The organism is Marinococcus sp. LNHM5E3-2.1, from assembly GCF_056034365.1.
Genome location: NZ_JBQLIB010000009.1, coordinates 12,673 through 24,517 on the forward strand (window position 1 = coordinate 12,673; position 11,845 = coordinate 24,517).

Sequence of the window (11,845 nt, forward strand, 5' to 3'; positions counted from 1 at the left end):
GAAAGCAGGTGACATCCTTTGTGGGATTTTATATGGAATGATTTTCTTGTCACCGGAGAGCCGTTAATTTACGGGGCGATGGCCTCCATTGTCCTCGTTACGGTGGGTATTGTGTTTGTTCTGACGTATTTCAAGCTATGGAAATGGCTGTGGGACGAATACTTAACGACGGTGGACCATAAGAAAATCGGTATTATGTATATCATTGCTGCGTTGGCCATGCTGTTCCGCGGCGGTGTCGATGCCTTAATGATGAGGACGCAGCTCGCGCTCCCGGGAATGAACTTTTTAAATTCTGTGCACTATAATGAAATCTTTACAACGCACGGAACAGTTATGATTCTTTTTATGGCGATGCCGTTTATTATCGGTTTGATGAACGTTGCGGTTCCCCTCCAAATAGGGGCCCGGGACGTAGCCTTTCCATTTTTAAACGCATTCAGCTTTTGGACCTTTTTCTTCGGCGCCATGCTGTTTAACGTATCTTTCGTTATCGGCGGTTCTCCAAGCGCCGGGTGGACCAGCTATGTTCCGATGGCAGGGCCGGAGCTTAGTCCGGAAATTAACCAAAACTACTATTTATTAGCACTGCAGCTGTCCGGTATCGGTACGCTTGCCACGGGGATTAACTTCCTTGTCACGATCCTGCGGATGCGTGCGCCGGGCATGACGCTGATGAAAATGCCTATCTTCACATGGTCGGCACTTATTACATCCATTATCATTATTTTCGCCTTTCCAATTTTAACAATTGCGCTGGCTCTGATGACGATGGACCGCATTTTTGGCACCCACTTCTTTACCTTAGCCGGTGAAGGTATGCCGATGATGTGGGCGAACCTTTTCTGGCTCTGGGGACACCCGGAAGTATATATCGTTATTCTTCCTGCATTCGGTGTTTTCTCTGAAGTTATTTCAACTTTTGCCAGAAAGCAGTTGTTTGGTTACAAAGCGATGGTTTACGCCATGGTTGTTATTGCCGGATTGAGTTTCGTCGTTTGGGTCCACCACTTCTTTACGATGGGGGCCGGGGCAGGAGTTAACTCACTATTCTCCATTACGACCATGCTGATTGCCGTTCCTACCGGGATTAAGATATTTAACTGGCTTGGGACGATGTATAAAGGACGGATCAGGTTTAATGTTCCGATGCTGTGGGCGCTTGCCTTTATACCGAACTTTACCATCGGCGGGGTTACCGGGGTTATGCTCGGTATGGCTTCCGCTGACTACCAGTACCACAATACGTACTTCCTGATTGCCCACTTCCACTATGTGCTGATCGCTGGTACATTGTTTGGAATGTTCGCAGGTCTTACGTACTGGTACCCGAAAATGTTTGGTCATAAGATGAACGAAAAGATCGGGAAAGTCAGCTTCTGGCTGACCGTCATCGGCTTTAATATTACGTTTTTGCCGCAGTTTTTCCTCGGTCTTATGGGAATGCCGCGCCGGACGTATACGATTGAACCGGAATGGATGCCGCTTAACCTGCTGTCTACTACCGGTGCCTTTATTCTCGCAGCAGGGTTTGTTATCTTTACGTTCAACATTTATTACAGCTTTCGTTACGAACCACGGGAAAAAACAGGGGACGCCTGGGACGGGCGTTCGCTCGAATGGGCCACAACAACGCCTGTACCGCACTACAACTTTGCAACAGTTCCATACGTGAACAGCCACGAAGCGTACTGGGATATGAAAGAAACAGGTGCTACAACGTACGATGAATCCAAGCTCGAGCCGATTCACATGCCGAGCTACAAGGGAATGCCAATCATCATGTCAGCTATTATGTTTGTAGCAAGCTTCGGTCTTGTCTGGCACTGGTTCTGGCTTGCAATTCCGGGACTCATCGGAATTATTATCTGCATGGTTATTCGCTCCTTCGACTATGATGAAGGGTATCACGTCCCTATTGATGAAATTAAACGTACTGAGGAGCAGGCAAGGGGGCGTAAAGAATGAGTGAACACGCGGAATTAAAAACCGGGCCTCTTGAGTACCGAAAAGAAGAAGGAACGCTTACCATTCTTGGCTTCTGGATCTTTCTTGCAGCCGAGGTGGTACTCTTCTCCACGCTCTTCGCCACCTACGCCGTTTTGTTCGGCCGCTATGGCGACGCTACTCCGGCACCGGAATTGTTTGAAATGCCAATGGCTCTTGCCATGACGTTTCTGCTTTTAACAAGTAGTTTTACGTGTGGGATAGCGATTCATATGATGAGAAAAGAATCCTTAAAGGGTCTTCTTATATGGCTTAGCATCACGTTGGCTTTAGGTCTTGGCTTCCTTGGCTTTGAAATTTATGAGTTCGTACACTACGTTCACGAAGGTGCAACGATTCAATCAAGTGCATTCTGGTCAGCGTTCTTTACGCTCACCGGTACGCACGGACTTCACGTAACGCTTGGTGTCTTTTGGTGTACAGCGATTATTATTCAGCTGGTTCGTATTGGCTTAACGCCGACGACGGCAAGAAAAACATTTGTCATCGGCCTGTACTGGCACTTTTTGGACGTTGTATGGATTTTCATCTTTACAGCCGTCTACCTGATAGGGATGGTGGTTTAAATGAGTGAACACACAGAACACAGTGAGTCAGGCATCCCCGTCAAACACATTATTGGCTTTATCGCCTCTATTGTTTTGACGCTCGTTGCTGCTTACACAACTGTGATGTCCGGACTTCCAGTGCCATGGATTATTGCAATCATTATGATACTCGCAGTTATCCAGGCCGTGCTTCAGCTTGTCATGTTCATGCACATTGCGGAGAAAAACCCAGTACCGCAGTATGGAAACATCCTATTTGGGTTTTTCATCGCAGCGGTAGTTATCGCAGGCTCCATCTGGGTAATGTCCTTTGGCATGCACGATATGGATATGAACGGCGGCTCCGGCGGCGGTTCTGGAGGAGAAGAACATTCAGAGCATTAAATAGAAAAAGCCTGTCCCGAAAGTGTGGGACAGGCTTTTTTGTGTTTGAAGAATGATACGAAAAGATTTAGTGTACGACGCTTCCGCCGGAAATTTTTACGGCTTCTCCAACAATGTTGGAGGCAGCGTCTGTTAACAGGTAGGCGATAGTATTGGCGACCTCATCCGGCTGGGTCATCCGCCCGGACGGAAGACTGTCAGCGGACGCCTGCATTTGTTCTTCGAGGCTTTTGCCGGTTTCTTCAGCCTTTGTCTGCATGAGCTGCTCCACCATTTCTGTCTGCACATAGCCAGGGCAAACCGCGTTAACCCGGATACCATGTTCAATAGCTTCAAGCGCAAGGGACTGGGTGAAGCCGGTGATCGCAAACTTTGAAGCAGAATACGCGCTGTTACCCGGAGTCCCGCGTAAACCGGAAAGAGAAGAAACGTTCACAATCGCACCCTTCTTCTGCTCCTGCATGCGTTTGTACACAAGCTGGGTTAAAAGAACGGTGGAGGTATAGTTTACGTCCATCATTTCTTGCAGATCCGATTCCTCGAGCTCATCAACAAATTTACGTTTTAGTACGCCTGCTGAATTTACCAGGAGGCTCAACGACCCATGTGCACCTTCAGCTGCTTTTACCAGATCACTGCGAGCCGAAGCATCAGTGATATCTGCAGGATAGACAAATACACGGGCCTGCGGCTGTGCATCGAGGATCAGCTGTTTGGTCTCTTCCAGTTTTTCTTTGTTTCGGCCGGTAACTGTAACATCAGCTCCCATGCGGGCAAGCGTAATGGCTGTTTCTCTTCCAATGCCCCGTGTACTTCCGGTCACAAGGGCGTGTTCATTTTGCAGTGCGTTTTCGGCAAATGGCATCATTATGTATTCCTCCATGTATAAAGTATTCTGCCTGTATTTACCCGCAGGGGGGAGGAAGCAAACGAAAGCCGGGGTAATGGAAGATTATATAAGGAAACTTCGGGGTACATAAGGAAGCATCAACTATAAAAAGAGGTGAAACGATGAAAGCAGTGTTTTTAAACGGATCGTTAAAGGATTCTTCTCATACGTCGAACACAGACGCACTGGCAGATGAAGTCATGCAGATTTGGGAAGAGGAAGGGGTGCAGGTGGAGAAAATCCGTCTGGCGGACTACAATATCCCTTACGGAGTCGCAGATGATCTAGGAGAAGGAGACGACTGGCCGTCTATTCAGGCGAAGATTGAGGAAGCGGAACTGGTGCTGCTTGGGACACCGGTATGGCTCGGGGAAAAAAGCAGTATGATTACAAAAGCGATAGAACGGCTGAATGGATCAGCCAGCCATACAAACGAAAAAGGGCAGGGAATCTATTACGACAAGGTTGCCGGAGTAGTAGCCACAGGGAACGAAGACGGTGCCAAACACGCCATTCAGTCTATTGTCTTCGGCTTGTCCCATTTAGGCTTTACGCTTCCGCCGCGTCCAAACTGCTACTGGGTCGGTGAAGCCGGACCGGGGCCTTCGTTTATTGAAGCAGAGGGCATTAAAAGCGAATTCGTTCAAAAGCACATTCCTAAACTGGCGTACAATATGCTGCATGTGGGCACAATTTTAAAAGAAAATCCTATTCCAACCAAAGGCAACACGTAACGAATAAAAAGACACAAAAAAAGCAGCCAATCGGCTGCTTTTTTTAGTAAGAACGGCTTACCAGCTTGCTTTTTTAACGCCTGGTACCTGACCTTTGTGGGCCAGATCGCGGAAAGCGATACGGGACATGCCGAATTTACGCATATAGCCGTGTGGACGACCGGAAATCGAACATCTATTGTGAAGGCGTGTTGGAGAAGCGTCACGAGGAAGCTTCTGCAGTGCCTCATAATCGCCTTTTTCTTTTAACTCACGGCGGAGTTCAGCGTATTTCGCTACCGTTTCTTCGCGCTTACGCTCTTTTGCGAGTTTAGATTGTTTAGCCAAGGTTCTCACTCCTTTTCATAATATTCGTGGCATTCATATTTTTAAGCACATACTTCATCATAACAGCTGCCTCGATATGTGTAAAGGCTTCTTGTTATTGTTTCCGATGTTTATGATCCGCCGGAAACGGTAATGAATTATTTAGTAACAACGTTTAAACGAAGGGAGTTTCTTTTCATGGAAATAAAACATTATGATAACAGATTTACTGCCGAGCAGGATGGCAAGGTTATTGGTGACATTTCATTTTTTGAAGAAGGTGAACAAAGCATTGTCATCGATAGTACCAAAGTAATCGATGAAGAGCAAGGAAAAGGCGTAGGAAAAGAATTGGTCCGCAATGTGGTGGAAAAAGCAAAAGCGGAAAACAAAACGATCGTTCCCCGCTGCCCTTATGCGGAAGAAAAAATCAAAGAAAACGACGATTTCAAGCAGGTGCTTGAAACGCAGTAACAGCAGCACTGCTTCCCTGAACGGGAGGCAGTTTTTTTATGCTGCCTTGTTTATTCCTGTATGACGCGTTGATACCACGTGGCACCGGCCTCTATTTCTTCTGTGGTAATCTGGTGGCCTTCATGCCCCCAGTAGAGTTCTACTGAAGCCCCTGCTTCTTCAAATAGGTGATAAAGGGTTTCAGCCTCCTCCGGGAGACAGATGGGATCATTTGTAGCGGCGCCGATAAAAATGCTGCTGCCGGAAAGGGAGGGAAGAGGCACATCCCGTCGTGGCACCATCGGGTGGTGGAGAAAAGCCCGGGTGACTGAGCGCGCATAATGAAAAAGCAGGCTCGCTCCCATGGTAGCTCCGTTGGAATAACCGAACACGATAATTGTATGAAGATTAAAATGATAGCGGCCGGCGCTTTCCTCGAGGAATTGATGAAGCTGCTGGGTACGGAAAATCAGGTCTTTTTCGTCAATCGAGCCGTCGGCAAGCCTGGCGAAATAGCGGTGTATGCCGTCTTCGACCACGTTGCCGCGGACACTTAAGATGTTGGCTTCCGGATCAATCAGCCGCCCTGCTTCGAGGAAATCCTTTTCGGTGCCCCCGGTGCCGTGCAGGATTAAAATAGTCGGGGCAGTGCTGCTGCCTGGTTGAAATATGTGCTTCATCAAACCTCTCCTCCGTCCCTGATTACTTAATCAATCGGCTTTAAACGTGCTTCGATTTCTGAACGCCTGGGTTCAAGAAAAGGCGGCAGGGCAAGGCTCTCTCCCAGGTGTTCAAACGATTCATCCCCTTCAAATCCCGGACCGTCGGTAGCCAGTTCAAAAAGAATGCCGTTTGGTTCGCGGAAGTACAGCGATTGGAAATAATAGCGTTCCACGAATCCGGAGTTCGGAAGCCGGGCGTTTTTAATACGTTCAATCCACTGCTGCAGTTCGTCTGCATTCTCCACCCGGAAAGCTACATGGTGCACAGCACCCCGCCCCTGACGCTCGGCAGACAGGTCGCTGCGGGTTTCTATATGAATTTCGGCACCGGACCCTCCTTTTCCTGTTTCAAAGACACGAATGTCCGGCAGATCGGTATCATCTGGGTGAGGATAGGATTGAATTTCGGAAAAACCCATTATATCCTTCAGCACCGCGGCCGTCGGTTCAGCTGTTTTAACGGTTAAACGGACCGGACCGAGACCGGTGGCTCCGTTTGCGCGGGAGGCATTTGAATGCTCCCACGGAATGCCGGGTTCCACGCCCTGATCGTGCTCATCAGACACGAACTGCATCCGGTGGCCCTCGGGGTCTTCGAATGGCAGGACGAGCCGTCCCGCCTGCTTCTGAATATCACCGTGCTGTACAGAGTGCTCTTCAAACCGCTGTTTCCAGTATTCGAGTGCGCGGTCCCCGGGCACACGGAGAGAGACATTCGTAATACTGTTGGTGCCGCGCTTGTTGGAGGCGGCCATTGGGATTTCAAAAAAAGTAACTTCAGTGCCGGGATTACCCCGTTCGTCCCCGTAGAATAAATGGTAGACAGACGTGTCGTCCTGATTGACCGTTTTTTTGACGAGCCGCAAGCCGAGAACGTTCGTATAGAAATCGACATTACGGCGGGCGTTTGCTGTTAATGAAGAGACGTGGTGAATACCTTTCAGCTGCATGATGATTTCTCCTCCCTTGTTGTTTTCTGCAGTTTGCGGAGCAGCCGCAGCAGTTCCCGTTTTTCTGCATCTGTCAGACCGTCAAACTGGGCGGCCTGAAAATCTTCCTGCCCCGGAGCAACTGCTTCAAGGGCGGCAAGTCCTTGCGGGGTCAGGGAAATATGTTTTTCTTTCCAGGTCTGTCTGCGCGTGACAAGTCCTTCTTTCTCGAGCTTTTTCAAAAGATAGGTGACACTTCCTTTCGTAACAAACAGCTTACCCGCGAGCTCCTTTTGGGTAATCGGCTGATGGGCGTGCACCTGCGCAAGGATATCGAACTGCGGCGGGCTGAGCCCCGCCTGCTTTAAATGAGCGGCTGAGCGGCTGAGGTTCTGCTCATATACACGTGCGAGCCGAAACCACAGCAGCAGGCCCAGTCTGGTTTTATTCATAAGCATTGACTCCTTTATAACTGCTGTCAGTTTAACTTTAAACTGATGAAAAGTAAAGAAAGTTGCTTTTAGCGGCATTAAACATAGAAAGGACGGGGAAGAAGAACATTAGAATAATGAAGAGGAGGAAAACAGGATGAGAGAAGCAGCACTTGTAATAGATCAGAAAGCAGAGCTTGGGGAAGGCCCGAGCTGGGACGCCGGGCGCGGCGTTTTATACTGGGTTGATATTGATGGGTTTAAATTGATGGAATATCATCCTGCTTCAGGACGGCACTATGAACGTAAGCTCGATCAGCACGTATGTGCTGCGGTGCCGAGAGAAAAAGGGGGAATGATGCTTGCCCTTAGGGATGGCTTCTATTCCTACGATCTCGTTTCCGGGGAGAAGGAAGCAATTATAGATCCGGAAGCAGACAAGCCGGGCAACCGGTTTAATGACGGTAAATGTGACCCATCCGGACGCTTCTGGGCTGGAACGATGGCGGTCGGACGCGGCACAGGGGAAGCTGCTTTATACCGCCTGAATAAAGATATGAGCCTCGATACGATTTTTGACAGCGTCACTATTTCAAACGGACTGGCATGGACGGAAGATGGAAGCATGATGTATTACATCGACACACCGACCAAAAAAGTCATGGCATATGACTTGAATGCTGCTACGGGGGAAATCACGGGCAAACGGACAGCGATTACGTTTCAGGAAGGCTCCCCGGACGGGATGTGCATAGATCAGGAAGGCATGCTTTGGATTGCACTGCATCGCCTCGGAAAAGTTGAACGCTGGAATCCACAGACGAGTGAACGTCTGGAAACAGTGACCGTGCCGGCCCAGAGAACGACCTCCTGTGTATTTGGCGGCGAAGATTTAAAGGATCTGTACATTACAACAGCGAGAGGGGAGCTTTCTGAAGAGGAGCTTCGCGAAGAACCACATGCAGGTGGACTGTTTCATATCCGTACCGAGGTGCCGGGCATGCCAACCTACTCGTTTGGCGGCTGAAAAAGAAGGGAGAGAATATGTGTTCAAAAAAAGCTCCGGAAGAGTTGTATCTAAAAACGTTAAGCCTTGAGCCGGAAAATCAGGAGACACCGATTCCATTTGTCGGAAACGAACACGTGCATTCTTCGTTGTTCTACCGGCGCAATCACTTTTCGTACCCGCAGGAGCCGGCGACGGGTTTTACAATTGACGGGCTCGTGGACAGCCCGGGGTTTATTTCGCTCGAGGATATTCAGGCGCTCCCATCACGGACAGTAGAAACAGTGCTTGAATGTGCAGGGAACAAAAGAAGTTTATTTGAGCCCAAAACCTTCGGTGAGCCATGGGGAAAAGGAGCCATCAGTCAGGGGAAATGGAGGGGAGTGCCGCTGAAAACCCTGCTTGGGAAAGCCGGTTGGGATAAGGAAGCAGCCGTGGAAGTTATCACTGCTGCAGGAGACGCGGGAGAACGTCCTGACAAAAAGGATGTCTACACCTACACCCGGAGCCTGCCGGTGGAAAAAGCGATGGACCCGGATACTATCATCGCCTACGAATACAATGGCCAGCCACTCTCTTTTAAACACGGAGCTCCGCTTCGATTAATCGTGCCGGGATGGTACGCGATGGCTTCCATGAAATGGATTGAGCGCGTCACGGTGAGTAAAGAAACGTTTGAAGGGCCCTTTCAGGCGATTGATTATGTTTATTATCCTCACAAAAACAGCCGGAAGGACGCTTTTCCGGTGACAACCATGAATGTAAATAGCATTATCCAGTCTCCTGCCGATATGGAAATTAAAAAAGAAGGAACGCACGAAATAGAAGGCATTGCCTGGTCGGGCGAGGCTGCCATCGAGCTGGTCGAAGTAAGTACGGACGGCGGCCAGACATGGGTGGAGGCACAGCTTGAGCCTCAAAGCAGCGCGCCGTACACATGGACGAAATGGTTCTGTGAGTGGAAGGATGCTGCGGCCGGAGAATATACATTAATGGCGAGAGCCTGTGATGCCAGCGGCCGCCAGCAGCCAATGCAGGCCTTTTGGAATCAGAAGGGATACGGCTATAATGCGGTTGAAACAATTCAGGTCAAGCTAAAGTAAAAAAGGCTTCGAATCCTCAGTGGATTCGAAGCCTTTTTATGCATTAAGAAGACGTGTAGGCGCCTCCGTTAATATGAATCGTCTGGCCGGTCATGTAGGAGGCTTCGTCAGAAGCAAGCATCACATATGGCCATGCGTGTTCTGATGGCTGGCCGGGACGGTTCATCAGTGTGTCCTGTCCGAAATCCTCCACCCCGTCTTCATTAAATGAAGAAGGAATAAGTGGTGTCCATACAGGTCCCGGAGCAACACTGTTCACCCGGATGCCTTTCGAAGCGAGGCTCTGGGCGATGCTTCGCATAAAGGCAGTGATCGCTCCTTTTGTCGCGGAGTAATCCATAAGAATTGGATTGCCGCGGAAGGCGTTGATTGAAGAGGTGGAAATGATCGAGTCGCCTTCTGATAAATAATCCATTGCTGCTTTTGTTAAATAAAACTGGGAGAAAAAGTTGGTGCGGAACACATCCTCAAATTCATCAGACGGGATATCCTCGACGTTTTCGTGGACGTGCTGGATCGCTGCGTTATTGACGAGAATGTTTAATCCGCCAAACTCCTCCGCCGTTTGTTTCACGAGATCGATACAATGGGACTCCTCTTTAATATCTCCGGGAAGCAGCAGGCACCTGCCTCCTTCTGCTTCAACCATGCGTTTCGTTTCTTCAGCATCGTCGTGTTCGTCAAGGTAGGAAATGGCGACATTGGCTCCCTCTTTGGCATAAAGAAGGGCTACAGAGCGTCCGATACCGCTGTCGCCGCCGGTGATAAGCGCGGCTTTTCCTTTGAGTTTCCCGGTGCCCTGGTAATCAGTGGGATGAGCCGGGAGCGGCTCCATCTTCGATTCAATACCCGGCTGTTTGTCCTGGCGCTGTCTCGGGGTGCTTCCGTTCTGCATATCTCTAGGATCCATGTGCAACATCCTTTCTCATATTGAAATCATGCGTACATTTTTATTTATACCATCAGGATGCATATTACAAACGTATAATAGAAATGGGGTGCAGGAAACGGCATAAAAAAAGAAACCGCTGCGTGCGGTTTCTTAGGACGAAGGAGGCTGATAACCCAGAAGCCGGCCGGCGAGCTGGTCAATGACCATATCGTCCATAGGAGGATTGTGAAGTCCAGCGCGGATATCACGGTAGTGACGCTGCAGCGGGCTGGAAGCGGAAAGACTTCTGGCCCCGGCAACCCGCATGGCAAGGTCAACTACTTCGACGGCTTCGTTTACAATGCTCGTTTTGGCTGCGCCTAATTCGCCTTTCATCTGCTGTCTCGTTTCGGTGCTGGATTCATCCCATTTTAGCGCAACAGAATGGAGGAAATGCCTGCTTTGCAGAAGTTTGAGCTCCATCCGGCCGAGTTTTTCCCGCACGTTCGGCAGCTCCGAGATCGTTCCATTAATGCTGTTCGGAGAGTAGGAAGCAGCAAAACGGGCAGCTTCATCAGCTGCGGCCTGTGCAATTCCCAGGTAACAGGCAGGAATGTGCAGAAGCCATCCGGCAGCCGGTTTATTGCCGGGAACGATATATTGGGCCAGATGGTTTTCTGGCACCCGGACGTTTTCAAGCACAACATCATGACTGCCGGTCGCGCGCATGGCAATTGAATCCCACGTGTCGACAATAGATATTCCTGCAGCTTCCTTTGGCACAACAAAGTAGGCTGTAGCATCTTCTTCCGCAATATGGGCCGTTACGATATAGTAATCAAGCACGGGCGACATGGTGGCGAAGGTTTTCCGTCCGTTCAGCACCCATTCGCTGTGTTGAAGCTCAGCGATAGTGCCCGGCGTGCCGCCGCGGGTTGGACTGCCGGTCGCAGCTTCGGTCGCGATATTGTTCAGGACGGCTCCGTTTGCAACGACGTTGTTCATGACATGGCTGTACAAATGCTCCTCCCACGGCCGTGTTTCGTTTAAATTTTTAACGATCCCGACGTGCCAGCCAATAGCAAGCGAGGTGGATCCGTCGTAGCGGGCGATAAGCTCCTGGGCTTCCACGAGTTCAAGCAGGCCGGCATCAATGCCGCCAAAAGCAGCCGGGGCCGTTAAGGCCGGATAGCCAATACTTTTTAGTGCATCGATATTTTCGACTGGAAAGGTGCCGTTCTGGTCATGCTCCTCTGTCCGTTCTGCGAATCCCCGTACCGTTTCTTCGAGCTGCTGCAGCCGCTCGGCTTTTGTGGAAAAGATGGTCATAATCATACTGCTGCCTCCAAAATGATGGAATTTTATTTGAATAAGGTTGTCGGATTTTTATACGCATATATATGAAATCATATTCCCTCTGTGGAAGCAAAAAAACAGCTTGCATTAGGAAAATAAAGGATAA

Annotated in this window: 14 protein-coding genes; 7 read left to right on the plus strand and 7 right to left on the minus strand. The window is 49.5% G+C overall.

Translation table 11 applies throughout. The annotated features are described in order from the left end of the window. Nucleotides 1-18 precede the first annotated feature (18 nt). Genes qoxB through qoxD form a run of 3 tightly spaced genes read left to right on the plus strand, consistent with a single transcriptional unit; the run spans nucleotide 19 to nucleotide 2,939 of the window. Nucleotides 19-1,968 (plus strand): cytochrome aa3 quinol oxidase subunit I, encoded by a 1,950-nt coding sequence (gene qoxB, locus ACTRXH_RS10980; RefSeq protein ID WP_474261491.1) that lies wholly within the window; start codon nucleotides 19-21, stop codon nucleotides 1,966-1,968. Then, nucleotides 1,965-2,573, plus strand: coding sequence for a cytochrome aa3 quinol oxidase subunit III (gene qoxC / locus ACTRXH_RS10985; RefSeq protein ID WP_474261490.1), 609 nt, complete (start codon nucleotides 1,965-1,967; stop codon nucleotides 2,571-2,573). Before qoxB ends, qoxC begins: the two co-directional genes overlap by 4 nt. Next, a complete protein-coding gene (qoxD, locus tag ACTRXH_RS10990; RefSeq protein WP_474261489.1) occupies nucleotides 2,574-2,939 on the plus strand; it encodes a cytochrome aa3 quinol oxidase subunit IV in 366 nt (121 codons plus the stop codon). Nucleotides 2,940-3,006: 67 nt separating this feature from the next. Here the strand turns inward: qoxD and ACTRXH_RS10995 are convergent, their stop codons facing one another. After that, on the minus strand, nucleotides 3,007-3,807 hold the full coding sequence (locus ACTRXH_RS10995; protein ID WP_474261488.1) for an SDR family NAD(P)-dependent oxidoreductase: 801 nt from the start codon (nucleotides 3,805-3,807) through the stop codon (nucleotides 3,007-3,009). 143 nt (nucleotides 3,808-3,950) lie between these two features. On the opposite strand from ACTRXH_RS10995, the gene ACTRXH_RS11000 reads away from it, so the two are divergent. Further along, nucleotides 3,951-4,562 (plus strand): flavodoxin family protein, encoded by a 612-nt coding sequence (locus tag ACTRXH_RS11000; RefSeq protein ID WP_474261487.1) that lies wholly within the window; start codon nucleotides 3,951-3,953, stop codon nucleotides 4,560-4,562. 57 nt (nucleotides 4,563-4,619) lie between these two features. Here the strand turns inward: ACTRXH_RS11000 and rpsN are convergent, their stop codons facing one another. After that, complete coding sequence (gene rpsN / locus ACTRXH_RS11005) at nucleotides 4,620-4,889, minus strand: 30S ribosomal protein S14 (RefSeq protein ID WP_022792513.1); 270 nt, start codon at nucleotides 4,887-4,889, stop codon at nucleotides 4,620-4,622. A 177-nt stretch (nucleotides 4,890-5,066) separates the two neighbouring features. On the opposite strand from rpsN, the gene ACTRXH_RS11010 reads away from it, so the two are divergent. After that, nucleotides 5,067-5,342, plus strand: a complete 276-nt coding sequence (locus ACTRXH_RS11010) for a GNAT family N-acetyltransferase (protein WP_022792514.1) — start codon at nucleotides 5,067-5,069, stop codon at nucleotides 5,340-5,342. Nucleotides 5,343-5,392: 50 nt separating this feature from the next. Here ACTRXH_RS11010 and ACTRXH_RS11015 read toward each other — a convergent pair whose 3' ends face one another. The 3 genes from ACTRXH_RS11015 to ACTRXH_RS11025 are packed head-to-tail and all read right to left on the minus strand — an operon-like array spanning nucleotide 5,393 to nucleotide 7,424. Continuing rightward, complete coding sequence (locus tag ACTRXH_RS11015) at nucleotides 5,393-6,001, minus strand: alpha/beta hydrolase (RefSeq protein ID WP_474261486.1); 609 nt, start codon at nucleotides 5,999-6,001, stop codon at nucleotides 5,393-5,395. Between the two features lie 26 nt (nucleotides 6,002-6,027). After that, nucleotides 6,028-6,993, minus strand: a complete 966-nt coding sequence (locus ACTRXH_RS11020) for a ring-cleaving dioxygenase (RefSeq protein ID WP_474261485.1) — start codon at nucleotides 6,991-6,993, stop codon at nucleotides 6,028-6,030. Continuing rightward, on the minus strand, nucleotides 6,984-7,424 hold the full coding sequence (locus tag ACTRXH_RS11025) for a MarR family winged helix-turn-helix transcriptional regulator (protein WP_474261484.1): 441 nt from the start codon (nucleotides 7,422-7,424) through the stop codon (nucleotides 6,984-6,986). The genes ACTRXH_RS11020 and ACTRXH_RS11025 overlap by 10 nt, the downstream gene beginning before the upstream one ends. Before the next feature lie 136 nt (nucleotides 7,425-7,560). On the opposite strand from ACTRXH_RS11025, the gene ACTRXH_RS11030 reads away from it, so the two are divergent. Beyond that, nucleotides 7,561-8,430 carry an SMP-30/gluconolactonase/LRE family protein gene (locus ACTRXH_RS11030; RefSeq protein ID WP_474261483.1) on the plus strand — a complete coding sequence of 290 codons (870 nt, stop codon included), beginning with the start codon at nucleotides 7,561-7,563 and terminating at the stop codon, nucleotides 8,428-8,430. A 17-nt stretch (nucleotides 8,431-8,447) separates the two neighbouring features. Then, a complete protein-coding gene (locus tag ACTRXH_RS11035; protein WP_474261482.1) occupies nucleotides 8,448-9,512 on the plus strand; it encodes a sulfite oxidase in 1,065 nt (354 codons plus the stop codon). A 43-nt stretch (nucleotides 9,513-9,555) separates the two neighbouring features. On the opposite strand, the gene ACTRXH_RS11040 is transcribed toward ACTRXH_RS11035, so the two are convergent. After that, nucleotides 9,556-10,422, minus strand: a complete 867-nt coding sequence (locus tag ACTRXH_RS11040; RefSeq protein ID WP_474261481.1) for an SDR family oxidoreductase — start codon at nucleotides 10,420-10,422, stop codon at nucleotides 9,556-9,558. A gap of 132 nt (nucleotides 10,423-10,554) precedes the next feature. After that, a complete protein-coding gene (locus ACTRXH_RS11045; RefSeq protein WP_474261480.1) occupies nucleotides 10,555-11,718 on the minus strand; it encodes an acyl-CoA dehydrogenase family protein in 1,164 nt (387 codons plus the stop codon). Between the last annotated feature and the right edge of the window lie 127 nt (nucleotides 11,719-11,845).